Annotated in this window: 22 protein-coding genes; 15 read left to right on the top strand and 7 right to left on the bottom strand. The window is 59.2% G+C overall.

Annotated elements, in window-relative coordinates; genetic code table 11:
• From KGA83_RS15300 to KGA83_RS15255, 10 genes are all read left to right on the top strand, one after another.
• Positions 1-1,470, top strand: a complete 1,470-nt coding sequence (locus KGA83_RS15300; protein ID WP_108215730.1) for a multiheme c-type cytochrome — start codon at positions 1-3, stop codon at positions 1,468-1,470.
• 351 nt (positions 1,471-1,821) lie between these two features.
• Entirely contained in the window at positions 1,822-3,948 is a 2,127-nt protein-coding gene (locus KGA83_RS15295; protein ID WP_108215729.1) for a TonB-dependent siderophore receptor, read from the top strand.
• Positions 3,949-4,148: 200 nt separating this feature from the next.
• Entirely contained in the window at positions 4,149-4,826 is a 678-nt protein-coding gene (locus tag KGA83_RS15290; RefSeq protein WP_223530078.1) for a thermostable hemolysin, read from the top strand.
• On the top strand, positions 4,816-6,297 hold the full coding sequence (locus KGA83_RS15285; protein WP_108215727.1) for an AMP-binding protein: 1,482 nt from the start codon (positions 4,816-4,818) through the stop codon (positions 6,295-6,297). The genes KGA83_RS15290 and KGA83_RS15285 overlap by 11 nt, the downstream gene beginning before the upstream one ends.
• Positions 6,294-6,968: a TenA family transcriptional regulator gene (locus tag KGA83_RS15280; protein WP_223530077.1), complete on the top strand. Its 675-nt coding sequence runs from the start codon at positions 6,294-6,296 to the stop codon at positions 6,966-6,968. Before KGA83_RS15285 ends, KGA83_RS15280 begins: the two co-directional genes overlap by 4 nt.
• Positions 6,955-7,764: an SDR family oxidoreductase gene (locus KGA83_RS15275; protein WP_108215725.1), complete on the top strand. Its 810-nt coding sequence runs from the start codon at positions 6,955-6,957 to the stop codon at positions 7,762-7,764. Before KGA83_RS15280 ends, KGA83_RS15275 begins: the two co-directional genes overlap by 14 nt.
• Positions 7,761-8,405 carry a tetratricopeptide repeat protein gene (locus KGA83_RS15270; protein WP_108215724.1) on the top strand — a complete coding sequence of 215 codons (645 nt, stop codon included), beginning with the start codon at positions 7,761-7,763 and terminating at the stop codon, positions 8,403-8,405. The genes KGA83_RS15275 and KGA83_RS15270 overlap by 4 nt, the downstream gene beginning before the upstream one ends.
• Before the next feature lie 174 nt (positions 8,406-8,579).
• The gene (locus KGA83_RS15265; protein WP_223530076.1) at positions 8,580-9,242 is read left to right on the top strand and encodes a response regulator; all 663 of its coding nucleotides are present in this window, start codon (positions 8,580-8,582) and stop codon (positions 9,240-9,242) included.
• Positions 9,239-10,606 (top strand): sensor histidine kinase, encoded by a 1,368-nt coding sequence (locus KGA83_RS15260; protein WP_108215722.1) that lies wholly within the window; start codon positions 9,239-9,241, stop codon positions 10,604-10,606. Before KGA83_RS15265 ends, KGA83_RS15260 begins: the two co-directional genes overlap by 4 nt.
• 307 nt (positions 10,607-10,913) lie before the next feature.
• Complete coding sequence (locus KGA83_RS15255; protein ID WP_223530075.1) at positions 10,914-11,600, top strand: response regulator; 687 nt, start codon at positions 10,914-10,916, stop codon at positions 11,598-11,600.
• Here KGA83_RS15255 and KGA83_RS15250 read toward each other — a convergent pair.
• The 4 genes from KGA83_RS15250 to KGA83_RS15235 all read right to left on the bottom strand — a co-directional run bounded on the left by KGA83_RS15250 (position 11,597) and on the right by KGA83_RS15235 (position 17,360).
• Entirely contained in the window at positions 11,597-13,084 is a 1,488-nt protein-coding gene (locus KGA83_RS15250) for a sensor histidine kinase (RefSeq protein ID WP_223530085.1), read from the bottom strand. The genes KGA83_RS15255 and KGA83_RS15250 overlap by 4 nt on opposite strands.
• Before the next feature lie 267 nt (positions 13,085-13,351).
• On the bottom strand, positions 13,352-14,617 hold the full coding sequence (locus KGA83_RS15245; protein ID WP_108215719.1) for an MFS transporter: 1,266 nt from the start codon (positions 14,615-14,617) through the stop codon (positions 13,352-13,354).
• A 51-nt stretch (positions 14,618-14,668) separates the two neighbouring features.
• Positions 14,669-15,739 (bottom strand): sugar phosphate isomerase/epimerase family protein, encoded by a 1,071-nt coding sequence (locus tag KGA83_RS15240; RefSeq protein ID WP_223530074.1) that lies wholly within the window; start codon positions 15,737-15,739, stop codon positions 14,669-14,671.
• Positions 15,740-15,851: 112 nt separating this feature from the next.
• Positions 15,852-17,360: a PLP-dependent aminotransferase family protein gene (locus KGA83_RS15235; RefSeq protein WP_223530073.1), complete on the bottom strand. Its 1,509-nt coding sequence runs from the start codon at positions 17,358-17,360 to the stop codon at positions 15,852-15,854.
• Between the two features lie 348 nt (positions 17,361-17,708).
• Between KGA83_RS15235 and KGA83_RS15230 the strand changes: the two genes are divergently transcribed.
• From KGA83_RS15230 to KGA83_RS15215, 4 genes are all read left to right on the top strand, one after another.
• The gene (locus KGA83_RS15230; protein WP_223530072.1) at positions 17,709-18,581 is read left to right on the top strand and encodes a DNA/RNA non-specific endonuclease; all 873 of its coding nucleotides are present in this window, start codon (positions 17,709-17,711) and stop codon (positions 18,579-18,581) included.
• Between the two features lie 250 nt (positions 18,582-18,831).
• Positions 18,832-21,015 carry an ornithine decarboxylase SpeF gene (speF, locus tag KGA83_RS15225; RefSeq protein WP_223530071.1) on the top strand — a complete coding sequence of 728 codons (2,184 nt, stop codon included), beginning with the start codon at positions 18,832-18,834 and terminating at the stop codon, positions 21,013-21,015.
• An 80-nt stretch (positions 21,016-21,095) separates the two neighbouring features.
• Positions 21,096-22,436 (top strand): putrescine-ornithine antiporter, encoded by a 1,341-nt coding sequence (gene potE, locus KGA83_RS15220; protein ID WP_108215713.1) that lies wholly within the window; start codon positions 21,096-21,098, stop codon positions 22,434-22,436.
• Between the two features lie 48 nt (positions 22,437-22,484).
• Positions 22,485-23,390 (top strand): amino acid ABC transporter substrate-binding protein, encoded by a 906-nt coding sequence (locus KGA83_RS15215; RefSeq protein WP_223530070.1) that lies wholly within the window; start codon positions 22,485-22,487, stop codon positions 23,388-23,390.
• 319 nt (positions 23,391-23,709) lie between these two features.
• Here KGA83_RS15215 and KGA83_RS15210 read toward each other — a convergent pair whose 3' ends face one another.
• Entirely contained in the window at positions 23,710-25,047 is a 1,338-nt protein-coding gene (locus KGA83_RS15210) for an MFS transporter (protein ID WP_108215711.1), read from the bottom strand.
• 230 nt (positions 25,048-25,277) lie between these two features.
• On the opposite strand from KGA83_RS15210, the gene KGA83_RS15205 reads away from it, so the two are divergent.
• A complete protein-coding gene (locus tag KGA83_RS15205) occupies positions 25,278-25,844 on the top strand; it encodes a nucleotidyltransferase family protein (protein ID WP_177413286.1) in 567 nt (188 codons plus the stop codon).
• 131 nt (positions 25,845-25,975) lie between these two features.
• Here KGA83_RS15205 and KGA83_RS15200 read toward each other — a convergent pair whose 3' ends face one another.
• Entirely contained in the window at positions 25,976-26,182 is a 207-nt protein-coding gene (locus KGA83_RS15200) for a co-regulatory protein PtrA N-terminal domain-containing protein (RefSeq protein ID WP_108215710.1), read from the bottom strand.
• Positions 26,183-26,263: 81 nt separating this feature from the next.
• On the bottom strand, positions 26,264-26,917 hold the full coding sequence (locus KGA83_RS15195) for a hypothetical protein (protein ID WP_108215709.1): 654 nt from the start codon (positions 26,915-26,917) through the stop codon (positions 26,264-26,266).
• Positions 26,918-26,989 lie beyond the last annotated feature (72 nt).

Raw genomic sequence — 26,989 nt, 5'->3', positions numbered from 1 at the left:
ATGAGCCACTCCAGACATACACGTGCGCAGGTAGCGCTGCGCGGGTTGTGTTTTCTAGCTTGCCTGCTGACGGTTACGCTGATGGCGGCAGACGAACCTCTGGGTAATGACAATCAAAGTAATGAGAAGTGGCTGGAGCCGGCACGCTCCAGGATCATGCATGTGACTGGCGCGATGCCGTTCTTTCCGCATCGGGCCAATACCCCTGGCAACCTGGTTTTGAATATAAAAGACTTCGACAATGCCCAGGTCTGTGGCGCTTGCCATACAGAGATTTACAAACAGTGGCGCTCATCGATGATGTCCCAGGCCTGGGATGAACCCATCTATCGGGCCTTGCTCCAGCGTGCGAGTTCGGCCACCGAAGGGAAGGTCGATAACTTCTGCACTGGCTGCCATACCCCGATCGGTCTCACGACCGGGCAAATCAATTCGCAAGTCAACCGCTCCTCGATTGAAGACAGTGCGAAGAATCATCCGATGCCCGGGGTCGATTGCGAGACCTGCCACAACATCAGTGCCCGCACGGGCCTCGATAACGGCGCCTATGTCCTGAGCCCTCGGGCGCACGGTAAACCGACCAAGTTCGGCCCGCGTAAAGACGCCGTTTCGCCTTATCACGACACTGTGTATTCCGCTCTGCACACGCGCTCGGACTTTTGCGCCACCTGCCACAACGTCACGCACCCGTTCAGCAGTGTGGCGGTCGAGCGTACCTATGACGAATGGCAGGAAAGCGCCTACAGCCTCAACGGCGTAACCTGCCAGAGCTGCCATATGCCGGGTTATGCGGGCAAGGCCGCGATCATGGGGCCAGACCGCGAGGAGGTCGCCTCGCATTGGTTCAGCGGAGCCAACGCGATGATGCTCAAGCATCTCGGTCAGGAAGTGGGCGCGCAACGCGCGCGCGACATGCTCGCGCGCGCGGGGGAAATAACCTTCCAGCAACTGCCGGCCGCCATCATTCCAGGGCAATACAACTCGGTAACCGTCAAAGTTTCCAACGTCGGCGCCGGACACAAGCTGCCGACCGGTTTTCCGGAGGGACGGGAGATGTGGATCGATTTCCGGGTGCTGGATGCCAGTGGTCGCGAGCTCTATCGACTGGGTGCGATCAAGGACGGCAAGACCGAGGACAACACGCGAAACTTCAAAGTGCACATCGGCGACGAGGACGGCAATCCGTTGGACGTCGAGGTCTGGAATGCCACGCAGATTCTCTCGGATAACCGCATTCTGCCCAAGGGCTACGATATCGGGGAGTTCTCCTTCCTGGTGCCGCCCGACGCCGTCGGGCCTCTGACCCTGACGGCCGCACTGAACTACTGGCCGTTCTCCCAGAAGCTGGCCGACTACCTGCTGGGCAAGGACAAGGTGCAGGTGGAAATCACCCAGATGGCCAAAGTCACGCAGAGCGTTCCCCTGTCGCCCAGCCTGCAAGCCGCCGGACCCGGTAAGGCGCACTTTTAGCGGGGCGGGGCGCTGGACACCGTCAAGATGCACAAGGCACTCAATGGTGAGATCGAGGAGCAAAAGCCTGAGACGGTGCCGGCGCAGGTGGGTCATCCCCATTCATCGGTAACGGGCAGTCCCTCGCCACAGGTTCAGTGTCTCGGCTTAACTGATCGGCATTAGCCCTTCGGGGCCCTTTTTTGGCTGCGCCAGTGGGGCTTGAACCATCAGCGATTTGAAATGGCGCAGGTCGCCTTCAGAAAATACAAATGAGAATACGTATCAAAACATCGCGACGTGGTATACCATGCGCCGCGATTTGTTGGCATGTATGCCACCCCATTTGGCTATTTTCACAAGGTTTCCTAGATGCGTCGTACTCTGGTGTCTATCTGCGTGCTTCAGGCATTCTCCGCTGCCTCTTGGGCGGAGCAAGCAACTACCGATAAATCCAGTCTGGAGTTGCAAGCGACTGACATCGTTGGCACAGCTGACTTCGAAACTGCCCTGGGGCCGGTTGACGGGTATCGCGCGACGCGTTCGGCCAGCGCCACGCGCACCGACACTTCGATCCACGAAACGCCCCAGTCCATCAGTGTGGTCACCCGGGATGTCGTCGAAGACATCAGTGCCACCCGTTTGCAGGATGCACTCGATTACGCCGGCGGGGTGGGGCGGGCCAACAATTTCGGCGGCCAGGGCCTGACCACCTTTACCGTGCGCGGCTTCACCACCGGGGAGTTCTATCGCAACGGGTTCCCGATCAACCGTGGCTATCCGAACATGCCCGATGCCAACACCATCGAGCGACTGGAAGTACTGCGAGGACCGGCGACCATGCTCTATGGCCGAGGCGATCCGGGTGGCACTTTCAACGTCATCTCCAAACAACCCCTGGCCGTGCCCACGGTGACCCTGGGTAGCCAACTCGATGACCAGGGCATGCAGCGTGGCACGCTGGACGCCTCTGGCCCGCTGGACGAAGAGGGGCGCCTGGCCTATCGCCTGAACGTGGTGGGCGAGGGCGGTGATACCTTCCGCGATCATGTCGAAACCGAACGCTACGGCGTGACGCCGGTGCTGTCCTGGCAGGCCAGCGATGACACCAAGGTGATTTTCGAAGGCGACTTCATGCGCAACAATCACCCGCTCGACCGCGGCCTGACGCGCTTTCCAAACCAGATCGGCACGGCCTCGCGCGATACCTTCTTCGGCGAAAAAGACGTTGGCAAATTGCACAACGACAACAACATGGCGCAACTGCGGTTCGAGCATCTGCTGAGCGATAACTGGACGTTGGGCGGCGGATTCCAATGGCTCGACGGCACCCTCAAGGGGAATGCGGTCGAAGCCAACGGTGTGGCCGCGGACGGGCGCACCCTGGGCCGTAACTTCAACTACCGCAAGCTGGAGTGGACGGACAAGGACACCCAACTCAACCTCACCGGACATTTCACCGCAGGCGGTTTCGATCACACCCTGCTGACCGGCATCGAGTACGAGGATTACGACTACCAGGCGATTATCCAGCGCTCCAGCGGGGCGGTGAGTGCCTACCCGATCGATATCTTCAACCCGGTGTATGGCCAGCCGCGTCCAGCCTTGACCCGTACCCCGACCAACGACAAGGAAAACCTCAAGACCTACGCGGCGTTCATCCAGGATCAGGTGGCCTTGACCGAGCGTTTGAGAGTTTTGGCCGGGGCCCGTTTCGAGCGCTTCGAGCATGACTTTGAAACCTTCGTGCCGGGCGGCAGAAGCTGGGAGGCCAGCGACAATGCGGTGACCCCGCGCGTTGGCGTGACCTATGACCTCACCGACACCGTGGCGATCTATGCCAATACGGCTCGCTCGTTCAAGCCCAATACCGGTGCCAGTCGCCAGGGCGGTGGTTTCGAACCGGAAAAGGGCAAGTCCTATGAGCTGGGTATCAAGTGGGAAGCGCTGGACAGTCAATTGAGTGTCGACGCGGCGATCTACCAGATCGAAAAGCGTAACGTACTCACCACCGATCCTGTGGACTCGACGTTCAGTGTGGCGGCAGGCGAGGTGCGCAGCCGTGGTTTCGACCTCAACATCGCCGGCAACCTGACCCCGCAATGGCGGGTGATTGGCGGTTACGCCTATGTCGATGCCGAAGTGACCAAGGACAACGTCATCCAGTCCGGCACCCGGCTGATGAACATTCCGCAGAACAGCTTCAGCCTGCTCAACGTCTACGAGTTCCAGGATGGCGCGCTCCAGGGACTGGGACTTGGCACCGGGCTCAAGTACGTCGATGAGCGTGCAGGGCAGACCGCCAACACGGCGTTTTCGATGGGCAGTTACACCGTTGTCGACCTGCTGAGCTACTACAAGGTCAACGACAGGATCAGGCTCAACCTGGATGTGAAGAACCTGATGGACGAAGATTTTGAGGAGGGCGCATTCGGCAACGTCTACGCCTTTCCAGGGGCACCAAGAACGGTGCAGGTCGGTATTTCCTACACGTTGTAGCCCGGCGCAAAGTCGCACTCCAGCGCCGTCCGGCAGGGTGTGCATGAGTACCTGCGGCCAGCCAGTCGGGGGGGCGGCCTGCACCGCTGTTGCACATCGGCATGACGGACTGCCAGGGCGACAATGGTTTTGTCACCTTCAGACTTCATTAAGAAATGTCTTTGATACTTCTCCCCACTAGATCCGGGGAGAGGTTTTCAATGTCCGATTTCAACTGGAACGTTCAGTTGCCGCTGCACTTTGGCCTGGCCGAAGCACAGCAGATGTATCTCGTCAGGGCCTTGCCGGACGCTGCGCAACGGAGCGCCTTCGAAGACTTTATCCAGCAACGTTTTCGTAGGGCCCACGGTGCCGATATTCGCCATTTCATGCCGCAGCTGTTTGGCATGAGCGATGCGTCCGGCGCGCTTTGTGCGGTGGTCGGGGTACGTCTGGCGAGCACCGGGCCGCTGTTTCTGGAACGTTACCTGGACGAGGCGATCGATCCGCTGATCAGTGCCGTTGCCGACCAGACCGTAGGCCGGTCAGCCATTGTCGAGGTAGGCAACCTGGCTGCCAGCGACACCGGCAGCGCACGGATGAGCATCATCGCGATGACCTACCTGCTCGCCATGGGGGGGCTGGAATGGATCGCCTTCACCGGGAACCTGGGGCTGGTCAACAGCTTTCACCGACTTGGCTTGAAGCCCGTGACGCTGTGTGCTGCCGACCCGGCGCGTCTGGGCGAGGACCGCCACGCCTGGGGCAGTTACTACGAAAGCAAGCCGTGGGTTCATGTTGGCAATATCCGCTCCGGATTCATTCATTTGCGCAACATAGGCCTGTTCAGCCGCCTGGGCTTGCCAACCTCCATCGAGGGGGCCTGCCATGTCGCCTGAAATGGAGCACTTCAAACAGACCCTGCGTAATCACGCCGAGCAAAAAACCAACGACATTGCGTTGTGGGGCGATCATCTGAAGCTGGATTACGCCACGCTGTATGCCGAGGTCATTTATCGCCAGCAGCGCCTGCGCGATGAACGGGTCAGGGTGGTCGCACTGGCGCTGGACAATGGTGTCGAAGCCATGCTGTGGGATCTGGCTGCGTTGTTCGAGGGTTTGACCTGCGTGGCCTTGCCGCCTTTTTTCAGTCCGGCGCAACGCAAGCATTGCCTGGAGCAGAGCCAGGCCGAACATGTCATTACCGAGCCGCAACTGCACGACGAGCTGCAAGCGGCCGGGTATCAGCAGTGCGGCGAGTTCTGGCACCGCACCTTCAGTGGCCCGAACCGGATGCCTGACGGCACTGCCAAGTTGACCTTCACCTCGGGTACCACCGGGACACCCAAGGGCGTGTGCTTGAGTGCCGACAGTATTCTGCGGGTCGCTCGCGAGCTGGACCTGGCCAGCAAACCCACCGCCGCGAATCACCATTTGGCGCTGCTGCCGCTGGCCATTTTGCTGGAGAACATCGGCTGTTACGCCGCGCTGTATGCCGGCGCTACCTTGAGCCTGCCGAGCCAGAAAACCCTGGGGATTCAAGGCGCCAGCGGTGTGGATGTGCCGAAACTGTCGGGATGCCTGGCCAGCCGATCGCCCCAGAGCCTGATTCTGGTGCCGCAGTTGTTGCTGATGCTGGTCAGTGCTGCCGAGCAGAAGGCCTTTGACCCACAGCACCTGCGTTTTGCCGCCGTGGGCGGTGCCCGGGTCAGCGAAGATCTCCTGCACCGCGCTCAAAGGGTGCGCATACCCGTCTATGAAGGTTACGGGCTGTCCGAGTGCGCGTCGGTGGTGTGCCTCAATCGCCCGCAAGCATCGCGCCCCGGCAGTGTTGGACGGCCGCTGCCCCATGTGGAGATTCGCCTGGCGGACGACGGCGAAGTGCTGATCAGGGGCTCGACCTTGCTGGGCTATCTGGGAGAGGCGCCGCACACCGCCCAGTGGTGGCCCAGCGGCGATCTCGGCGAGTTCGATGCCGAGGGTTTTCTGTACCTCAAGGGACGCAAGAAACATCAGTTCGTCACCAGTTTCGGGCGTAACGTGAATCCCGAGTGGGTGGAGGCCGAATTGACCCAGCGCGGCCATATCGCCCAGGCCTTCGTCTATGGCGAGGCGATGCCTCACAACCATGCGTTGCTCTGGCCGCATCGCCCGGACTGTACCGACGAACAACTGGCCGCCGCCGTGGCCCAGGCCAACGAGGCTTTGCCCGAATACGCCCAGGTCCGCCACTGGAGCCGGCTCGCCCAACCCTTCACTCCTGCCAACGGCTTGCTCACCGCCAATGGCCGGCCCCGTCGTGATGCCATCGTCGAGCGCTACCGGGAGCAATTGACCGAATCTGCATTTCCCGAGGAATCCGTATCATGAGTTTTTTTGACACGCTGCAACAAGCCACCGAGCAAGAACGCATTGAGTTGTTCAACTTGCCGATCATCCGTGATGCGCTGCAGGGCGACGTCAGCCTGGAAAGTTATCGGGCCTTTCTGGCACAGGCCTACTACCACGTGCGCCATACCGTGCCGTTGATGATGGCCTGCGGTGCGCGCCTGCCATTACGTCTGGAGTGGCTGCGCGAAGCGGTATGTGAATACATCGAGGACGAATACGGCCACGAACAATGGGTACTCAATGACATTGAAGCCTGCGGCGGTGACAGAGTCGCTGTACGCGACGGGCGTCCGTCATTGCCGATCGAGTTGATGGTCAGCTTCCTCTACGACCTGATTGCCAGGGACAATCCGGTGGGACTGTTCGGCATGGTCAACGTACTCGAAGGCACGAGCATCGCCCTGGCCACCCACGCCGCCGACAGCATTCGCCAGCGTCTGGAGTTGCCGGAAAGCGCCTTCAGCTACCTCAGCTCCCACGGCTCACTGGATATCGAACATATGCAGACCTACCGTCGACTGATGAACAGTCTTGAAGACCCGGGCGACCAGGCCGCCGTCATTCACGCCGCCAAAGTGGTGTACCGGCTCTACACCGATATGTTTCGTGGCTTGCCGCGTAACGGGGAGAACCTGCATGCGCCTGTCTGAAGCTCGCGTCGTGTTGACCGGTGCCAGCGGCGGCATCGGCCTGGCCATCGCCACCGCACTGTGCGCCAGTGGTGCCCGAGTGCTGGCCGTGGCTCGGCATCGGGAACCGTTGGCGCCGCTGCTGGAACTCTATCCCCGTAACCTGAGTTGGATCCGTGCAGACCTGACGTTACTCTCCGACCGCCGCCAGGTGCTGGCGCAGGCCCAGGGCATCGGCGACATCAACCTGCTGATCAATGCCGCCGGCGTCAACCATTTCGCCATGCTCGAACAGTTGGACGACAGTGAGATCAATTCGATGCTCGCGGTGAACATCGGCGCGCCGATGTGCCTGACAAAACTGATGTTGCCACTGCTCAAGCAAGCCGACAGTGCCATGGTGGTGAACGTCGGTTCGACCTATGGCTCCATCGGCTACCCCGGCTACGCCAGTTACTGCGCCACCAAGTTCGCCCTGCGCGGGTTCTCCGAAGCCTTGCGCCGGGAGCTGGCGGACACCCGGGTCAGTGTGCTTTACGTCGCCCCGCGAGCGACCCGTACCGGCATGAACAGCCCGGCAGCCCAGGCGCTGAACGATGCGCTCAAAGCCAATGTCGACGATCCGCAAACCGTGGCGGCCGCGGTGATTCACGCCATTGCCGGTGACCGTCGCGACTTGTACCTGGGCTGGCCTGAGCGTTTTTTTGTACGCCTGAACAGCCTCCTGCCCCATCTGGTGGACCGTGGTTTGCGCAAACAATTGCCACTGATCCGCCGCCTGAGCCAGAAACCCGACCAGGAAAATCTCGAACCATGAACAAGATCATCGCTTGCCTGCTGCTTGGCGCATTGAGCCAGACTGTGTGGGCGCTGGATGCTGCCGACCAGCAGCGCCTCAACGGTATCCAGCAAAGCTGGGCGCATATTCAGTACGAGTTGCCCGAGGGACAACGAACCGCGGCTTTTGAAAAACTGGCCGCCCAGGCTTCGAGCTTCAAACAGGAACGCCAAACGGTGGCTGAGGCCTGGATCTGGTCTGGTATTGTCACCAGTAGCTGGGCGGGCTTCCAGGGAGGGTTTGGTGCGCTGAGCAAGGTCAAGGACGCCAAGGCCGACCTGGAAAAAGCCCTGGCCCTGGACCCCAAGGCCCTGCAAGGCTCAGCCTATACCAGTCTGGGTGCACTCTATGACCGCGTACCGGGTTGGCCCATCGGTTTCGGCGACTCGGACAAGGCCGAACAGTTGCTCAAGCTGGCATTGCAAATGAACCCCAACGGTATCGACAGCCTGTACTTCTGGGGTGATCACCTCTACCGTCACAAGCGTTATGTCGACGCCAGGGCGGCGCTGCAAAAAGCCTTGCTGGCTGCGCCTCGACCTGGCCGCGAGAGCGCTGACGCCGGGCGCCGCAAGGAGATCGAAACACTGTTGGTGGACGTGAACAAGAAACTCGGCTGACAGGATAATGCTGGAAATTGTAGGAGCGAGCTTGCTCGCGATGGTCGTTAACGATAATGCGTATTTACTGGCTAAACGCGGCGCTCTTGAGTCCATCGCGAGCAAGCTCGCTCCTACAGAGGAAGAGGACCACATTCGCTTCACTGAACAGCATTACGGCTGACAGGAGACCCTGTGCGCTTATTACTCATAGAGGATGACGTGGCGCTCGGCGAGGGCATTCATCAGGCCCTCAGCCGTGAAGGTTATACCGTCGACTGGTTGCAGGACGGCAACAGCGCCTTGCACTCGCTGCTCAGTGAAATCTTCGATCTGGCGGTGCTCGACCTTGGCCTGCCACGCATGGACGGTCTCGCAGTGCTCAGGCGTTTGCGTGACAGAGGTTCCAATCTGCCGGTGTTGATCCTGACCGCGCGCGATGCCACCGAAGACCGCATCGCCGGTCTGGATGCCGGAGCCGATGACTACCTGATCAAGCCTTTCGACCTGGCAGAACTGAAGGCGCGCATACGTGCGTTGCTGCGGCGCAGTGCCGGGCGTGGACAATCGCTGATCGAGCACGCCGGTATCAGCCTCAACCCCGGCACCCAGCAAGTCAGCTACAAAGGCGAGCCGGTGGCGCTGACACCCAAGGAATATCAGTTGCTCCACGAGCTGCTCTCGCCGCCTGGCCGGGTAATGACTCGCGATCATCTGATGCAGTTGCTGTACGGCTGGAACGAGGAGGCCGAAAGCAACACCCTGGAGGTGCACATCCATCACCTGCGCAAGAAATTTTCCACCGATCTGATCCGCACCGTCCGTGGTATCGGCTACCTGGTGGAGGAGCGTCGATGACCTCGATCCGGCGTCGCACCCTGACCCTGATCATCGGCCTGATGCTCGCCGGCGTGGCTGTGATCAGTGTGTTCAATCTGCACGACAGCAACCACGAAATCGCCGAAGTCTATGATGCCCAACTGGCCCAGAACGCTCGCCTGCTGCAAGGCGTCATGCGCATGCCCATGGTGAGCAAGGACCATGGGGATCTGTACAAGGCTTTCAACCAGGCCCTGAACGAGGCGACGCCCAGGGCCGACGGGCATTCGTATGAAACCAAGATTGCGTTTCAGGTCTGGAACGCCAGGAACGAAGTGCTGGTACATACGGCCAGTTCTCCGTCCTTCAGCACACCTGCGGTCACACCAGGCTTCAGCGACGTAGTTGATATGAACAACCGGCATTGGCGCGCCTTCCTGCTTGAAGACAAGCAGAACAACCTGCGCATCTGGGTGGGGGAACGGGACGACGTGCGAACGGACTTGGTGGACCGGATCGTGCGCCACACGCTGTGGCCCAATATTCTGGGGAGTTTATTGCTGGCCGCCATGATCTGGCTGGCCATCGGCTGGGGATTGAAACCTCTGGTCAACATGGCTGCAACGCTGCGGGCCCGGCATCCCGGCTCACTTGCGCCCTTGCAATTGACGCCGCTACCCACCGAGCTCGAGCCCATGCAGGCAGCCCTCAATCGCATGCTCGCGCAAATCCAGGAAGTCATGGGGCGCGAGCGACGCTTTATCGCGGACGCCGCCCACGAAATGCGTACACCTCTGGCCGTGCTCAGGATTCACGCGCAAAACCTGATGGACGCGGGGAGTGAAGAGGATCGTCGCGCATCGCTCGAATTCTTGATTGCCGGCGTGGACCGTACCGGCCGACTGGTTAACCAATTGCTGACGATGGCTCGTATTGAGCCTACGGCAGGGACTGAACCGCCTGCGCCTATTGATCTGGCCAGCACCGTTCGCGACAGCCTGGTTCAGTTGACGCCCTGGTTGCTGAGCAAGGGGCTTGAACTGGTTTTTGATGTCAGCGACGACATCAGTCTTGCCAGAGTCGACCCAGCCGCGATTGATATTGCCTTGAACAACCTGGTGACCAATGCGGCGAATTTTTCCCCCCGGCATGGAGTGATCACTGTAAGGCTGGTGGAAAAGGAGAATAGCTACGAACTGTCTGTCGAGGATGAAGGGCCAGGCATCGATGAACAGGATCGCGATCGGCTTTTCGAGCGTTTCTACAGCAGCGCAAATGATCAGGGTGCGGGGTTGGGGCTGACCATCGTCAAGACCATTGCCGATCGCTTTGGTGGGCAGATCAAACTGGAGAACCGCATCCCCGGAGGATTACGCGCTACGTTAGAAGTTCGTCGCTTTTGACGTTGTTCCTGGTTTTGTCTGGTGCAGAGTATAAGAGAGCGACTGTTGGTCGGATGAAAGATGGCGCCGGGTTTTATGAGCATGGCTGTTTATTGACGTTTTTAATGGCGTTTTAAAACAATGGGTTGGCGTCTGAAAATCAGAGTCCTGTCATAGTGAATGCTTGTTGACGATCGAATTGGGTCCGACTTAAGTCTGATTTCCGAATGCCAGGCGTCCGGGGCGTGCGACTGGTGACCGGCGGTGTCCCCGGTTCCCTGCTATTAATCAATAAGTGTACGAGTGCTGATCGTTTCGGGAGCGCGCCATGAATCCAACCATTCGCATCGGCATTGCCGACGATCATCCGATGTTGCGTGAGGGTGTTGCCAATACGTTGAGAAAACGGGCGGATCTTCAGGTCGTGGAGCAGGGCGCCACTGCGCAGGATGCCATGGATATTGCCCGCAAGATCCGTCCGGATGTGATGTTGATGGACGTCAATATGCCGGGCGATGTGTTCGCCGCGGTGCGGTTCATTTCCACTCAACTGCCGAATGTGAAGGTGCTGATGCTGACGGTTTCGGAAGCCGAAGATGATGCATTTCTGGCACTGGAGGCCGGCGCGCGCGGGTATGTGTTGAAAGGAGTCAGCGGACCGGAACTGGTCCTGGCGATCAGATCGGTTGCCAGGGGGGAGACGTATATCACCCCCGAGTTCGCCAACAAACTGCTGAGTAACGACAAGAAGCACGAAGCGCAAATTCACACGATTGATCTGACCCATCGCGAGGAGGAGGTCATTCGTGAAGTTTCAAAGGGGCTGACCAATAGGGAGGTTGCGACAAAGCTGATGATCAGCGAAAAAACCGTCAAGCACCACATGGGCTGCGTGATGCAGAAACTGCACGCCCGAAATCGTGTTGAAGCGGTCACGGCTCTACGGCATTACAGGGAGCGCGAAGCTGTCGGGCGACTTCACACCGGCGTAGCAAAAACACAAATGGATGCCTAGAGTTTGAACTGTGCATTGACCGACGTACCAGAGACGCCAGAGTCGATGCTGAACAACCCGCCCAGAGATTCAATGCGATAACGCAAACCGGCGAGCCCCAATCGGGTTCTGCCGGGTGCCCCTTGCAGCATGGCGTCTGCCGCCATGCCTGGACCACTGTCCCTGACGCTGATGTTCAATAGTTCATCACTGTAGTGCGCCTCGATGACCTGACCCTCGCCGTTGGCATGCAGGTAAGCGTTGTTGAGGGCTTCTTGCACAAAACGGTACAAACAGAGTTTGAGCGGCAGTGACGCGGCCTCCGGTAGCAGTCCCAGGGTTAATGTGACCTTGGTGCCAGTGCGTTGCTCGTGCCGTTGCGCCACCAGTTGCAACTCTTCCACCAGGCTCAATTCATTGATTTCCGGAAGTGCCAGACCTCGCGATAAATCGCGGACCTCACGCAATGCGTCGGTGGCGGCGCCTCGAATGGTTTCCAGCGACTCCTGATCGACAACGGAACAGTTTTCGGCCAGGTCGTCGAGCCGGATCAGAATCAAGGTCAATAGCTGCGCCGGCCCATCGTGCAGGTCTGCACCAATGCGCCTCAAGGTGAGTTCGTTGACATGGGAAAATTCCTGGGTAGCCGTCGCCATCTTGCGCTGCAGTTCCGCATTGCTGCTGTGCAGACGGGTTTGCTCCTGCAGCCGTAAGCGCAGTGCCACTTGTTGGCGCTGGATGATCTTGTCACCGCGTCGCACGATGAAGAAAAGCAGCGTCAGCATTGCCAGGGTCGCGGCGCCTACGACCACCCATACCTGCTCTCGGACGCGATTGATCTCGCGCTTGAGACTACCGGCCTTTTCATAAAATTCGCCCACCGCGATGACTTTCCTGGTGCTTGAATCCCGCAGGGGCGCGTAGATCTCATAGAGCGGCACGTTGAGGTTGCGCTCGAACTCGTTCTCATCCTCGTTCAGCCCTTCAAGGTCGGTGACTACTTTGCCCTTGAGTGCCTCGGTGATCTCATCCAGTGGGAATGTGTGGTTGGTGATGGCTTTATTCGTGCTGTAGACCACCGTGCCATCCGCCCGCCAGATCTTGATCGAGACAATGTGATGTTTGAGCGAACGACTTTCGGTGAGGTGGTCCAGGGACTGGACACTTGCCGCCGAGAGTTTGTTGTCCCGGCTCATCTCCTGCACATAGGGCTCCAGAAACGTATCCATGTACTGAGCGCCTGCTTCTGCTGCGCTATGTACCGCGGCACTTTCTATTCGTGCGCTCACCAGTTTGCCGACGAAGAACATGGTCAGTCCCAGGATCACCGCAGCGGCAATGACAAACTGGGTCGAGCGACTCAGATTGCGCGCCTTGACCCTGATCCGGGTGCGCCAGATTCCATTGCGAGACACATCGCCAACAGGGGGCGGCTCGACCAGCGCCTCAGCCTCCTGCGCGATAAAAGTCGCGTTTTCCGATTCGGCTTTTGCATCTTTTGCCATCGACCTGGTTCCCTGATCATCGTGATAAGTCGGTTGGAAACCCTGCAACTCAACGGATATCTGGAGATTGGCTGTGAGCGCCACGCCCATGACTGACAGTAGTTCACTGTATAGCGATCCGACAGCTTCACCGATGGACTACACACCACGATGCTCAGCAAGAGCATCGTCAGTGCTGCTTGATGGTGACGCCCGTGCGGCGGTAACCGAGAGGCTTCGGTTACCGCCGCACGGCGATGTGTTGCGATGCGCACACCCGACCTATGTTCAGGCTTGCGCGGCGCTGACCTTGCCGGTGACCGTGGAATTCTTGCGGACCGCTTGATACAGCAGGCTGGAGACCATGAACCCGATAATGGCCAATACGCTCATCAACGAGAACACGTAGTTGTAGCCTTGCTGCCCCGGGAAGTGGTCAAGGATTGCGCCATAGATGACGTAGGCAAACATGCCCGGTGCATAGCCGATCAGGCAACCAATGCCAAAGGCTGAACCGGTGATGTGCTGGGGAATGCCGACTTCACCCATGGGTGCCCAGAACACGCCGCGCATGGAAAAGACAATCAGCGCGAAGGAGAGGGTGGCCGCCATGCCTGCGTAGATGTAATCCGGGCTTTTCGGGATGAGCATGATCACGCCCATAAGCGGCAACAACGCCAGGAATGCCCACTTCAGATAGCGGCTGGAACTCTTGAACTGTTTGTCGGCAATGAAGCCACCGGCAGGGCCGCCCAGGATTTTGAGGAAGTACTGGTTGATGATGCCGTAGGCGCCCACCAGAGCCACGGGCAGTTCGTACATTTCCTTGAGGTAGGGAATGAAATAGGTCAGGCCGCAGTACACGATGTAGACCATGAACACGTTAAGGCTGACCAGCCAGATGCCCGGCACCTTGATGGCCTCGAGCAGGTTCGACAACCCGTTCTTCGACTTGACGGTCGACTGGGTTTTGCCGCTCTTGAGCAGTAGCCAGGTCAGGGTACCGGCAAGAATGTCGATGACCGAGTAGAAGAGGATCGCCGACTTCAGACCGTTTTCACCGGAGCCCATGGCGACGAAGACGCCCAGCGCAGAGAAGGCGACCAGGGTATCGATGACGCCACGTCCGCCTTCGAGAAGGCCGAACAGGCGCCCCTGTTCCTTATCGTCGCCCAGGTTGCGGATGGCTTTGAGCAGCGAAGGCCAAAAGAGGCAGTCGGCACACACGGCCAGCAGGCAGAACACAACCAGCAGATTGCTGAAGGGCGGAAAGGTCGCCAGGTAGAGCCCGAGGCTGCCGGTACCGATCAGGCCAAGGGGGATCAGCTTGCGCGTGTCGTAGCGGTCGGCGAGCATGCCGCCCACCACGAACAGCGCGGTGGCGATGATGGCGTTGGCGCTCAGCAGCACGCCGATTTCAGTGTGGGACAGCCCCATGAATTCCTGCATGGGGATGTAGAAGGCGTCTTTGAGATTCGCCAGCTTGTAGATGGTGCCGCCACCGAGGATGAGAATCAGGAATCTGAGCCATTTGGCCTTGTCTTGGGATGTCATTATTGTTCTCCAGGCGTATTTGGGTAAGCAGTGCCGGTCGGCACGTCAGGTTCAGGCGTCAGCGCAATGGGCCAGGGTCAACTCGGCCAGGGTTCGGAACTCGGCCAGCAGACCTCGTACATAGGCCACCTGGTTGTTGGCCCAACGGTGTTCATCGGCCAGCATCCGTTCCAGCGAGAAGCCTTCCGGCAGCGCTGTTTCACTCATTTCCCGGTACGCAATGAACGGGTCGGCGGCTTCGTCGAGTTGGCGGAACGCCGGGGCGACGTAGTGGTTTTCCTGCTCGAGAATGAAGGCGATCACTTGCGGAGCTGATTCGCCGAGCATCAGCAGTTCGAACAACATGCGTGCGCTGGGCAGGTCGTCTTCGTCACAGCCTTGCAGCACGCCGTAATGCCCGAAGCCGTTTTGCTCGGGGACGATGCGCACACCCTTGAGGTGGGTCTGGCGTATGTGCGGCGCCAGGTTACGCAGCGCAGCAAGGGGCTGTTCACAGGCATTGATCATGTTGCCGAAGTCGAACAGGGCGTGCAGGCGAGGGTGGTTCAGGCGGCTCAACAGTTGCGCGATCTCGCCGCTCTTGAGTTCTTCATGCTGCTCGAAGTCGAAGAACAGGTCGTGCTCGTCTGCCTGCTGCGCGAGGTAGTGCAGGTCCGACTCGATCAGGTCCATGACCCGCGACAGCGCCCCTTCGTAGCGTGAGTAAACACGGATGTTGCGGGTGCCCAGCGCCTTGGCAATGGCGATCACTTGATCGACATCTTTTTTCAAGGTGCTGCTGATTTCCAGATGCACGTCCAGCCCGAGTGTTTTGGCCTTGTCTGCAAACGCCTGAAGCTGTGCGGCGGTCATTTGACTGAGGCTGTTTTCCTCACCGTCGAGCAAGTGCAGGCTCAGCCCCTGCAGCTCGTGGCGATAGGCGAAGTCCAGCAGGTCAGCAGGTGTCACGCGGCCGTGGGTCAGGTTGGTCAGCAAGGGGTAGGCATGGGCAAACAGGCGCAGTTGCCCCAGTCGGTCGAGCAACTGGCGGGCCAGTGCCTCAGTCAGTACGGGGGGAGCCCCGGCCCGGGCAGCCTTATGGCTGAGCAAGGCGTTGAATCGTTCCTGGATCTTATTGTTCATTCGCGTCGTTCCTGGTTCAGACGCCGGGTCTACCGGCGCAGCCTTTATCGCGCCAGTCAGGAACTCTCGATAGATCCATTATCAGTTAAATCATAAGACCACTTGCCTTGCGTCAAGTGGCCTGCTGCAGATGGCCCATGTCGCTCAAGGCCTGGGCAAGCGCTTCGACCCGCGCTTGGGCCTGATCCTCGGGGGTGCTGGCAAAGCCGATCAGTAGCGCCGGTGGCAAGACATGCTCAAGGCAGTAGTCACTCAGGGGATAGGTATGAATGCCATGCTGGCCGAGTTCCCTGGCGATGGCGTCGTCGTCAAGATGCGCAGGTAACCAGGCGATCAGGTGCATGCCGGCTTCAACAGGCGTGATCCTGAAGAAAGTGCCCAGCCGTTGCTGCAGTTGTTCGACCAGTGCTTGCTGGCGAGCCTGGTACAGCGCACGCATTCGACGAATATGACCGAGGAAGTGGCCTTCGCGCATGAAGTCCGCCGTGACGGCCTGTAGCAGCGTGGGTGGGCTGCGATCCATGACCGCCCGTAGGGTGCAGAAGGGTTCGATCAGGGCGTTCGGCAGTATCACGTAACCCAGTCGTAGCGAGGGGAAGAGCACTTTGCTGAACGTTCCGGCGTAGATGACCCGGGCCCATTGGTCCATGGCATAGAGTGCCGGCAGGGGGCGGCCGTTGTAGCGAAACTCACTGTCGCAGTCGTCCTCGATGATCCAGCTTTGATTGCGCGCAGCCCAGTCGATGAGCTCCTGGCGCCGCGCATAACTCATGGTGATGCCCAAGGGATGCTGACGAGAAGGTGTGGTAAACACCAGGCGAGCGTCAGGACACAACGCCATACCTTGCCGGACATCGATCCCCTGCTCGTCGATACGCAACGGGACCACCAGACCACCCTGGGCCTGGAGCGCAATTCGCGCTGCGATATGCCCCGGATCTTCCATCCAGAAGCTGTCCTGCGGATTGAGCAACAGCATGCCCAGCAGGTTGAAGGCTTGCTGGGCGCCGGAAACGATGACCACCTGCCCGGCAGTGCAGTCGATGCCCCGGGCATCGAAGACGTATTCGGCAATCGCCTCGCGCAGGGCCAGCAAACCTTGCAGCTCGCCATAACCGAGCATGGCCTTGGTCGGCTTGTGCAGGTGGCGGTTCATCAGCCGTTTCCAGACTGATTGCGGGAACGCATCGTAAGCGCTGTGGCTGGGCAGGAACGAAGTCGGGCTCCCGGTCGCCCAGTCCGCATAGGAAACGCCGCGGAAATGATCGCTGCGCAATGACAGCATGGACTGGCTCAGATCGGACAGGCGAGGCGGTTGGGGCTGATGTTCTGCGTCATCAGTACCACGGCCTTCCCATTCATGGCCGACGTAAGTCCCGGCCCCGGTGCGCGACGTCAGAAAACCTTCGGCAATCAGTTGATCGAACGCATTGAGAATGCTGATTCGCGACAGCTGCAGTTCTTTGCTCAGGGTGCGGGTGGACGGCAGACGTACGCCGCCCTGAATCCTGCCACCGAGAATCTGTTTGCGAATCTGCAAGTACAGTTGGCGGTACAAGGGAATGGAGCTGGCACGGTCCAGCTCGATACCCGACAACAGCAAACCTGCGGAGGATTTCATTTTTGGTTCGTCTGGATGGAGTGAGTCTGGCCTGAATTGCTGTCAGGCACTCGGGATCGAAAGGGTATCGAGCGGTACTGGATATGTCATCCGGTCCGTATCTTCGACAAGCACTGGTCAATAGAATCCAACCGCCGTCCGGCACTAACGTATCTTGTCATGGTCCATACCCCCCGCACGACCCTCCGCGGTCGAGCTGCCCGGAACCGACCGGCCCCGCATCGGTAACTTGATCAAGGACAGTGAAAGCATGCTCGCCGCCACATAATCAGCAACGCCCTCCACCCGGTTCCGTGAATCGGGACCCGCCGTACATTTACCCCTCAATTCCTTTCGAAGATTTAACCCATGTACCTACGCAAAATTGCAGTTGGGCTGTCGGCCCTTGTTTTGCTCTCGACCGGGGCGCAAGCCCGCAGTCTGCTGGACATTCTCAAGCCGTCCACCGCGCATCATGAACAAACGTCCCGCTCGGGTTCGATCAGCCAGAACGCGGCCCTGGACCTCTACTCAAGCAAACAGAAACAGGCATCGTTCGACGGCTGCGCAGATCTGTTCCCGTCAGCGAAACCGATCAACACGGCCACTGTGCCTGCAACCATGAAACCTCTGGCGCTGTGTTCCGACAACTTCGCGGTGCTGTACTCGCAAACCAGCAAGACCCCGCTGGTAGTAGTCGAACGCCTGAATGCGGCCCAGCTGCAGGATGCCAAAGGGGAGGAGCGCACCAACCAGTTCTACCCGGACCCACGTATTCCCAAGGGTGGACGCGCGGAGTTGAGCGACTACCGCAGCCAGCATCCGGCCGTGGACCGTGGTCACCAATCCCCGGCCGCCGATGCACCGAACCCCAATGCAATGGCCCAATCCTTTGCGCTGTCGAACATGGTGCCGCAAGACCCGACCAACAACCGCAAGATCTGGAGCAAGATCGAGTCTGATGTCAGGAAATTTGCCAAGCGCGCTGATGGCAACGTGTTTGTCTTTACCGGCCCGCTGTTTGACCCTGGCCACTCCACCGTCGGCGACAACCAGGTGTGGGTGCCGACCCGACTGTTCAAGCTGGTGTACGACGCATCGTCCAAACGTGCCTGGGCCTACGTGCTGCCTAATGCTGAAACCCGAATCGAGAAGCCGATGGACTATGAGACGTTCGTGAAGAGTACCGGGCTCAAATTGCTCGGGAACCTGCCCGTCACAGGTTCCGCAGGGCGCACCTGATGGCTGGATGAGCCGCACCCCAAAGGTTGAATGCAACTGATGGGGTGCTTCATTCACAGTCGAGCGCTGTGCGTGATTGCTGAGGATCAATGCCTTTGGATTAATTCAACTTAAAAAATCGGCAGGAAGTAACAAATAGTAAAAATGAACTATACCCAATAGGGCAATCGCTCCTGACCCCGGGACATGATGCCTCTGAAGTTGGTCGTCCCAGGAACTTCAACGTCAAACAGACCGAGAGATTCTGGTTATGAACGCCTTGAAAGTCGCTGCCAGCGATGCGGTACGAGATTGCTTTCGTAATGCCCGTGAAGTCGTCCGGCTCGATCAGACTGACTTTACCGATGTCGCCGTCGCCGTACTCTCGAAAGATGATTTGGCAGCAGGGGCGCTGGATGCCATCAAGCGTACCGGCTTCGACATCCCGATCTTCCTGGTGGCCTCTCAGGGCCGCAGCAATCGCTCCCTGGAGGTCTACAAACAACTGCAGGATGTGATTTTGCAGGTCAATGGTGTGTTCGACCTGTCCAGCAATAATGCCGAGTACTACGGCAATCAACTGGAGACAGCGGCCAAAGCCTATGAAGAAAGCCTGCTGCCGCCGTTCTTCGATGCGCTCAAGCATTACACCGAATCGGCCAACGCGACCTTCGCCTGCCCCGGTCACCAGGGCGGCCAGTTCTTTCGCAAGCACCCGGCCGGGCGGCAGTTTTTCGACTTCTTCGGCGAGACGCTGTTTCGCGCCGACATGTGCAACGCCGACGTCAAGCTCGGCGACCTGCTGATCCACGAGGGCCCGGCGCTGCTGGCGCAGAAACACGCCGCGCAAGTGTTCAACGCCGACAAGACCTACTTCGTGCTCAACGGCACCTCGGCGTCGAACAAGGTGGTGACCAACGCCCTGTTGACCCCCGGCGACCTGGTGCTGTTCGACCGCAACAACCACAAGTCCAACCACCAGGGTGCCTTGCTGCAGGCCGGTGCCACGCCGGTCTACCTGGAAACCGCGCGCAACCCTTATGGCTTCATCGGCGGCATCGACGCCCACTGTTTCGAAGAAGACTACCTGCGCCAACTGATCGCCGAAGTCGCCCCGGACAAGGCGCAACTGCCACGGCCGTTTCGCCTGGCGATCATTCAACTGGGCACCTATGACGGTACCATTTACAACGCCCGGCAAGTGGTCGACCGCATCGGCAAACTGTGTGACTACATCCTGTTCGACTCGGCGTGGGTCGGTTACGAACAGTTCATTCCGATGATGAAGGATTGCTCGCCCATGTTGCTCGATCTGGACGAGAACGATCCGGGCATCTTCGTCACGCAATCGGTGCACAAACAGCAGGCCGGTTTCTCCCAGGCCTCGCAAATCCACAAGAAAGACCGCCACATCAAAGGCCAGGCCCGCTACTGCAACCATCACCGGCTCAACAACGCCTTCATGGCCCAGGCGTCCACCAGCCCGTTCTACCCGCTGTTCGCCTCGCTGGATGTCAACGCCCGAATCCACTCAGGCCGCAGTGGTCTGCGCCTGTGGGACGACTGCGTGAAGTTCGGCATCAATGCGCGCAAGCTGATCATCGAAGCCTGCACCCTGGTCCGCCCATTCGTGCCGGATACCATCGACGGGCGCCCATGGCAGGATCATTCGACCGACGCTATCGCCAGCGATATCCGTTTCTTTGAGTTCCATCCGAAAGATCGCTGGCATGCCTTTCCCGGCTACGCCGACAAGCAGTACTTCATCGATCCCTGCAAACTGCTATTCACCACGCCGGGCATCGACCCGGTGGACGGCAGCTACACCGACTTCGGCATTCACGCCGGCATCCTGGCCAACTTCCTGCGCGAGAACGGCATCGTTCCGGAAAAATGCGACCTCAACTCCATTCTGTTCCTGCTCACCCCGGCCGAAGACTGGGCAAAGATGAGTCACCTGGCGGCACAGATCGCCCGCTTCGAACGCTTCGTTCAGGATGACGCGCCGATGAGCCGGGTGCTGCCAGCGATCTATACGCAGTACGAAGAACGCTACCGCGACTACACCATCCGCAGGCTCTGCCAGGAAATGCACGACCTGTATCGCAGCCACAACGTGCAGCAGTTGCAGAAGGACATGTTCCGCAAGGAGCACTTCCCGAAAAAGGCCATGAACCCGCAGCAAGCGCAAATCGAGTACATCCGCGGCAACGTCGAACTGGTGGCGCTGGCGGACGCGGACGGTCGCATTGCGGCCGAGGGCGCACTGCCTTACCCGCCGGGCGTCTTGTGCGTGGTGCCCGGGGAGATCTGGGGTGGCGCGGTGCTCAAGTACTTCCTGGCGCTGGAGGAGGGCATCAACCGCTTGCCCGGCTTCACACCGGAACTGCAAGGCGTTTATCTGCAGCATGAAGGCGGTCGCACGCGGGCGTATGGCTATGTGATCAAGCAGTAAGGATCACCCTCGTACTCGGTGGCAGGTGTCAGGTCAGCGGGCCCAGGGGTTAACTCTCTGAACAGGGCAAGGAGTTTGCGATGGCTGATTCAAGCAAGAAAATGGGCCTGATGGGGCTCACGACGTTGGTAACGGTCAACATGATGGGCTCGGGCATCATCATGTTGCCCACCAACATGGCGCAGTTGGGTGCCGTCTCTTTGTTATCGTGGATTTTCACGGCGATTGGTTCGATGGCCATCGCCTACTGCTTTGCCCAGTGTGGCGTCTTCTGTTCACGCTCCGGCGGCTTGTCCGCCTACACCGAAGAGGCCCATGCAAAGTCGGGTTTTTTCCTCTGCTCGTACCTGTACTTCCTGTCCCTGGCCATCGCCAACGTGGCCGTGGCCATTTCGGCGGTGGGCTACATGACGGCCTTCGTGCCCTGGCTGGGCACGGGGGCGATTCCACTGTGCGTCGGCACGATCGCACTGATCTGGCTGACCACCTTCGCCAACTTCGGAGGACCGGGCATCACCGGCAAGATCGGCGCGCTCACGGTGTGGGGTGTGATCATTCCGGTAGCAGGCCTGAGCATCATCGGCTGGTTCTGGTTCAAGCCCGATGTGCTGGCCGCCGCCTGGAACCCCAACAGCCTGCCGATCTCCGAAGCCATCAGCAAGGCGATTCCCCTGACCCTGTGGGCCTTCCTCGGCATGGAATCGGCGGCCCAGGCCACCGATGCCGTGGAAGACCCCAAGCGCAACGTGCCGTTGGCCTGCCTGTTCGGCACCCTGGGTGCCGCCGTGGTCTATGTGCTGTCGACCACCGTCATCCAGGGCATCATTCCCAATGACGAACTGGCCAAATCCTCGGCGCCCTTCGCATTGGTCTACGCCACGATGTTCAGCCCGATGGTGGGCAATATCGTCATGGCGCTGGCGGTCATGGCCTGTGTCGGCTCGCTGCTGGGCTGGCAATTTACCCTGGCGCAAACCGCCAAGATGACGGCTGACCAGAACCTGTTCCTCAAGCTGTTCAGCAAGGTCAACTCGATGAATGCGCCCGTCGTCGGCATGATCGTTTGCGGTGTGCTGCAGACCGTCTTGGCCCTGTCGACCATCTCGCCCGACGCCGCCGCACAGTTCAGCAAGCTGGTCAGCCTGGCAGCGGTCACCAACCTGATCCCTTATATAACGGCAATGACCGGCCTGCTGGTGATCATGCACAAGGCCGGGGTCTCGTCGGCCATACACTCGCGTAACGTAGTGGTCCTGCTGATTGCAATAACGTACGCCCTGTACGCCTTGTATGCCTGCGGCAAGGACGCTGTGATGGGCGGCACCCTGGTGCTCGCCGTCGGCTACCTGCTCTATGGATTCCTCGCCAAGCGCTTCACCGAAGCGCCACCCGCCAACCAGGCCAGGGCCGGCAATCTTTAGGCGTGGCCACCAGGACTGCACAGACATCTGCATACGGGGAAACCGGACATGAACGTACCATTTGCCACAACCACCAGACTGCTGCTTGCCCTCGCACTCTCGACGCTGCCGCTCGTGGCCGGCGCCAACACCCTTGAACGCGTGCGCAGCAGCCACACCTTTACCCTGGGCTACTTGCCGGACCTGGCCCCTTTCAGCAAGCAGGAAGGCGACAAAGCCAGCGGTTATGCCATCGACCTGTGCCTGAAAGTCGCCGACAAGCTCAAGAGCGAACTGGGACTGCCCGACCTGCAAGTGCGCTACCAGCCCGTCAAGATTTCGGACGAGGTCAACGCCGTGAGCCAGGGTAAAGTCGATATCCTCTGCACGCCGACACCGCCCACCCTGGAACGGCGCAAGATGATCAGTTACTCCATACCGATCTACACCGCCGGCCTCTCGGTCGTGGTGCGCAACGATGCTCGCGAATCGCTGCTCAATGTACTCAATGGCAAGGTCGCCAATACCGGTCCGACCTGGCGTGCCAGCATCAACAATGGTCTGGCCAACCAAACCTACGCGACCCTGGAGGGGGGCGTGACCGAAGACTGGATTCGCGAGCAGATGCGCCTGCTCAACGTGATCGCTTCGCTGGTGACCGTGGACAACAACGACGAGGGCGTCAAGCTTGTCGCCGAGGGCAAGGCCGATGCCTTCTTCTCCGAACGCATGCTGCTGCGCAACGAAGTCACCAAGGAGGGCGCGGCAAAGAACCTGATGCTCCTGGACCGCATCTTCGAGTACTCGCCGGTGGCGATGATCGTGGAGCGCAACGACGAAGACTTCCGCCTGCTGGTCGATATGGCCCTGAGTGAAGCCTATCACTCGGGCTTTATAGAAAAGGCCTACGACCAGTACCTGGGCGGAACCAACGCTACCGTGAAAAAACTGTTCAGGGTGTATGCGTTGCCTTAGTGGAATCGTTGGCAACGGGCCGTCCGCGGACGTAATGCTACTGTAGGAGCGAGCTTGCTCCGGGCGGCGTTCCGACGATGGACTCAAGAGCGCCGTGTTTAGCCAGTGAGCACGCGTTATCGTTGACGACCTTCGCGAGCAAGCTGGCTCCTACAGTGTAGGAGCTGGCTTGCCAGCGATGGACTCAAGAGCGCCGTGTTTATCCAGTGAACACGCGTTATCGTTGACGACCTTCGCGAGCAGGCTCGCTCCTACAGATGAGCAGCATCAATCCGCGAAGACCATGGCGAAATAGCTCAGGACAGGCTTGTTTGGTGTTTCAGGCGGATGCACTCACTCCTTCGGCTTTTTCTTGCGACGCAACGTCATGCAGGGAAATCCTCGAAGTCTCCGGCAATGCCAGCCCACCCGCCAGCGCGAGCAATGCAACCGCGATCAGGTAGAACGCTGGCGACAAGTTGCTGCCGGTCGTGCTGATCAGCCACGTCGCCACCAGCGGAGCGGTGCCGCCGAAAAGGGTGTACGCCATGTTGTAGGTGATCGCCGAGGCAGTGTAGCGAGTACGGGTAGGGAAGGTTTCCGAGAGCAGGGCCGCCGTCACCACACCACACAACACCGCGCCAATCGCCAGGAGCATGACGCCGACGATGGACGCTGCGAACGAGCCGGAGCTGGCCATCAGGAACGATGGGTACACGACCACAATCAACAGCGCGCAAGTCGTCATCACCGTAACCCGACGCCCGACCCGGTCCGAATACAGCCCGGCCAGCGGGCAGATCGCTGCAGCGAACAGCAATGCAATCAGCGACACCAGCAACGCTGTGGCGCGACTCAGGCCACCAGCGACTTGCAAGTAAGTCGCGAAATAGGTGGTGAACATATAAAACGACAGTGCCGTGAGTGACACAAAAGCGCCCAGACAACAGATAGCCGCACCATGGTTGCGCAAGGTTTCCTTGAGGGGGGAGTGTGCGACTGCATGTTCCTCGGTCACTGCCTGGAATGCCGGAGTCTCATCGAGCTTCCAGCGCAGGTAAAGACCCACCAGGCCCAGGGGCGCGGCAATCAGGAACGGCAGGCGCCAGCCCCAACTGCCCATTGCTTCGGCCGACAATGACGCCTCGAGTGCGTAGGCCACCACGGCTGCCGCGGCGAAGGCGGAAAATGTCGACACCGGAATGAAGCTGCCGTACCAGGCACGTTTATCACTCGGTGCATGCTCCATCAGGTAGGCACAGGCACCGGCGTATTCACCCCCGGCGGAAAAGCCCTGGGCGCAACGGATCAGGGACAGAAGAATCGGCGCCATGACTCCGATCGCCGCATATGTGGGCAGCAGACCGATCAAGGTCGTCGCCCCGGCCATCAGCAGAATGGTCATCGCCAGGGTTCGCTTGCGGCCGATCCTGTCGCCCAGCATGCCGAAGAAAATCCCGCCAAGGGGCCGAAACGCAAAGGCCACGGCGAATACCGCAAAGGTCTTGAGCAGCGCGGCACTGGCATCGCCACTGGGGAAAAATTGCTGGGCGATGGTCGTGGCCAGAAAGCCGTAGACGGCGAAGTCGAACCACTCGACGAAATTGCCGATGCCGGCAGCCACAATCACTCTTCTCAGCGTTCTTGGGCTGACTTGTTCCATCGTTGCGCTCGTCATGCTTGACCTCGACCGTTCGTCAGTAAGCTATCGATTATCGGGGCAGGCACTGAGGCGGCTCACTTCAAAAGTGTCATCCACATAGTCGCTACCGACTTCATGCCGTTGAATGAGGCATGATTCGCGCCAGATTGGCCGAGGGTGAGAAAAAAAGGGCGGTGTATTTCGCGTATTTGTAAAGCGTTGGCGGTATTGTCGGTCGCCAGGACTTGATCGATTGAGAAGGGATGATGACATTGACTGTCGAAAGCCTGGTCAGGATCGCAATGACCAATCCAGTAAACGCAGAACTTGCCGATCGCTTGCCCAAGCTCGGTTTGAACCAGTGCATGCTCACCGCCGGTTGCCTGTTCCAGGCCGTGTGGAATCATCAGTCACAGCGACCGCCAGCGTGGGGAGTGAAGGATTACGACGTCTTTTACTTCGATGATGATCTGTCGTGGGAAGCCGAGAATGAGGTCATCCAATCCGCTCGGCATCTGTTCGACCACCTCGATGTGAACGTTGAGTTCAAGAATCAGGCTCGCGTTCACCTGTGGTACAGCCAGCGGTTTGGCGGGGATTATCCTCAGCTGCAGTCGGCCAGAGACGGGATCGACCGCTACCTGATTGCCGGTACCTGCATGGGTCTGGATATTGAAACGGGCGAGGTCTATGCACCCAACGGCCTGGCCGATACTGAGCAAGGGCTACTTAGAATCAATCCAAAGAATCCGAGACCAGACTTGTTCGACCAGAAGGCGAACAGTTATCAGGTTCGCTGGCCTTGGCTCAGGATCGTAGAGACGCAACGTTGAATTGGCGCGAGGGGCGTTTACCGATGAAGCAATTTATTGGAGATGAAAGCTGATAACGCGTGCCACGACGGCCTGTAAACGAAGCAGCCCGTGGAGACGGGCTGCTTGGACTCTGGACTCGACACAACAGATCAGCTGTTGGTGCGATCGGCTGCCTTGGTCTTGCTTTGAGTGACAGCGGCTTCAGCCTTCTGTTTCTGGGCAACCTGGAAGGCTTTCATCGAGACTGTCCGGGCCGACTCCATGCGTGCGACGGTCCGATCACCGCCACCGGTGGCCATCGCCAGAGAAGAAGCGGTCAGAGCGGCGACTACGAAGAGAACTTTCATGGATTTCATTTGGGTATCCTCAAGTGAGATTTTTTAACAGTTAAAGCAGAATTCATGGGCTAGCGCTGAACGTCCTTGTTCAACCTGGATTCACCAGCCAGCCAGGGCGGCGTTTCCTGGAGTCCAGGTGCCTTGCTCCAGGCGCGCTTCGGCGTCTTTGTTTTTTGCCCAGACGGTGAGCAGTACCATCATTGCGAAACCGCCGACGATGAGCACCGGATAGGCTGCCAGCAACTCCACCAGCGAGTACTTCCAGGCCAGCGGACGACCAACACCCAGCATGGCGGCATAGAACCACGACACGCCAGAGAACGCCCCCGAGAACAGCGCCAGCATGCGCAGGCTGAAGGAGAGTTTCAGTAACGAACCGGCTTTTTTCAGCGCCGGCAATACAGCGCGATGCAACACGAAGCCGTTAATGGTCAACAGCACGACTATGCCGATTTTGGCTTGCAATTTTGGATTGAGGAAATACTCCATCCCCTTGCCTGCATAATCGATCCCGACAATGGCAACGCCCGTAATCCAGAGCCAGACAAGTGCAAGCGATACGGTTTTTTGAAGACTGTCCATGTGCGCGTCATCATGATGACCCGATGCATCTCCCTTCAGGAGTTGCTTGACCATTGCAATGTCACTGGTCAAAACCAGCCCGATTGCCACACAGCACGCGATAAGATGAAAATATACAACGCCCAGGCGTAAATATTCCCCGACTGGTGAAGTAAGAATACTGAGTTCCATGACTACCTCTTTGTTCAAACAGTGAATCAATCTGACTTTCAGGACGGCTTGATTAGAGTTTGCCGTTGCTGA

The organism is Pseudomonas sp. GL-R-19, assembly GCF_019956375.1.
GTDB lineage: Bacteria > Pseudomonadota > Gammaproteobacteria > Pseudomonadales > Pseudomonadaceae > Aquipseudomonas.
Note: the sequence above shows the minus strand (reverse complement) of the source record. Positions and strands in the feature narration are given on the sequence as shown.

Bases quoted from the DNA above. Each gene is read 5' to 3' on its own strand.
- KGA83_RS15195 (WP_108215709.1), bottom strand. From the start codon at position 26,917: ATGGAACTCAGTATTCTTACTTCACCAGTCGGGGAATATTTACGCCTG.
- KGA83_RS15230 (WP_223530072.1), top strand. From the start codon at position 17,709: ATGTACCTACGCAAAATTGCAGTTGGGCTGTCGGCCCTTGTTTTGCTC.
- KGA83_RS15290 (WP_223530078.1), top strand. From the start codon at position 4,149: ATGTCCGATTTCAACTGGAACGTTCAGTTGCCGCTGCACTTTGGCCTG.
- KGA83_RS15210 (WP_108215711.1), bottom strand. From the start codon at position 25,047: ATGACGAGCGCAACGATGGAACAAGTCAGCCCAAGAACGCTGAGAAGA.
- KGA83_RS15245 (WP_108215719.1), bottom strand. From the start codon at position 14,617: ATGACATCCCAAGACAAGGCCAAATGGCTCAGATTCCTGATTCTCATC.
- KGA83_RS15205 (WP_177413286.1), top strand. From the start codon at position 25,278: ATGACATTGACTGTCGAAAGCCTGGTCAGGATCGCAATGACCAATCCA.
- KGA83_RS15295 (WP_108215729.1), top strand. From the start codon at position 1,822: ATGCGTCGTACTCTGGTGTCTATCTGCGTGCTTCAGGCATTCTCCGCT.
- KGA83_RS15300 (WP_108215730.1), top strand. From the start codon at position 1: ATGAGCCACTCCAGACATACACGTGCGCAGGTAGCGCTGCGCGGGTTG.
- KGA83_RS15275 (WP_108215725.1), top strand. From the start codon at position 6,955: ATGCGCCTGTCTGAAGCTCGCGTCGTGTTGACCGGTGCCAGCGGCGGC.
- potE (WP_108215713.1), top strand. From the start codon at position 21,096: ATGGCTGATTCAAGCAAGAAAATGGGCCTGATGGGGCTCACGACGTTG.
- KGA83_RS15215 (WP_223530070.1), top strand. From the start codon at position 22,485: ATGAACGTACCATTTGCCACAACCACCAGACTGCTGCTTGCCCTCGCA.
- KGA83_RS15240 (WP_223530074.1), bottom strand. From the start codon at position 15,739: ATGAACAATAAGATCCAGGAACGATTCAACGCCTTGCTCAGCCATAAG.
- KGA83_RS15260 (WP_108215722.1), top strand. From the start codon at position 9,239: ATGACCTCGATCCGGCGTCGCACCCTGACCCTGATCATCGGCCTGATG.
- speF (WP_223530071.1), top strand. From the start codon at position 18,832: ATGAACGCCTTGAAAGTCGCTGCCAGCGATGCGGTACGAGATTGCTTT.
- KGA83_RS15285 (WP_108215727.1), top strand. From the start codon at position 4,816: ATGTCGCCTGAAATGGAGCACTTCAAACAGACCCTGCGTAATCACGCC.
- KGA83_RS15255 (WP_223530075.1), top strand. From the start codon at position 10,914: ATGAATCCAACCATTCGCATCGGCATTGCCGACGATCATCCGATGTTG.
- KGA83_RS15280 (WP_223530077.1), top strand. From the start codon at position 6,294: ATGAGTTTTTTTGACACGCTGCAACAAGCCACCGAGCAAGAACGCATT.
- KGA83_RS15200 (WP_108215710.1), bottom strand. From the start codon at position 26,182: ATGAAATCCATGAAAGTTCTCTTCGTAGTCGCCGCTCTGACCGCTTCT.
- KGA83_RS15270 (WP_108215724.1), top strand. From the start codon at position 7,761: ATGAACAAGATCATCGCTTGCCTGCTGCTTGGCGCATTGAGCCAGACT.
- KGA83_RS15235 (WP_223530073.1), bottom strand. From the start codon at position 17,360: ATGAAATCCTCCGCAGGTTTGCTGTTGTCGGGTATCGAGCTGGACCGT.
- KGA83_RS15250 (WP_223530085.1), bottom strand. From the start codon at position 13,084: ATGGCAAAAGATGCAAAAGCCGAATCGGAAAACGCGACTTTTATCGCG.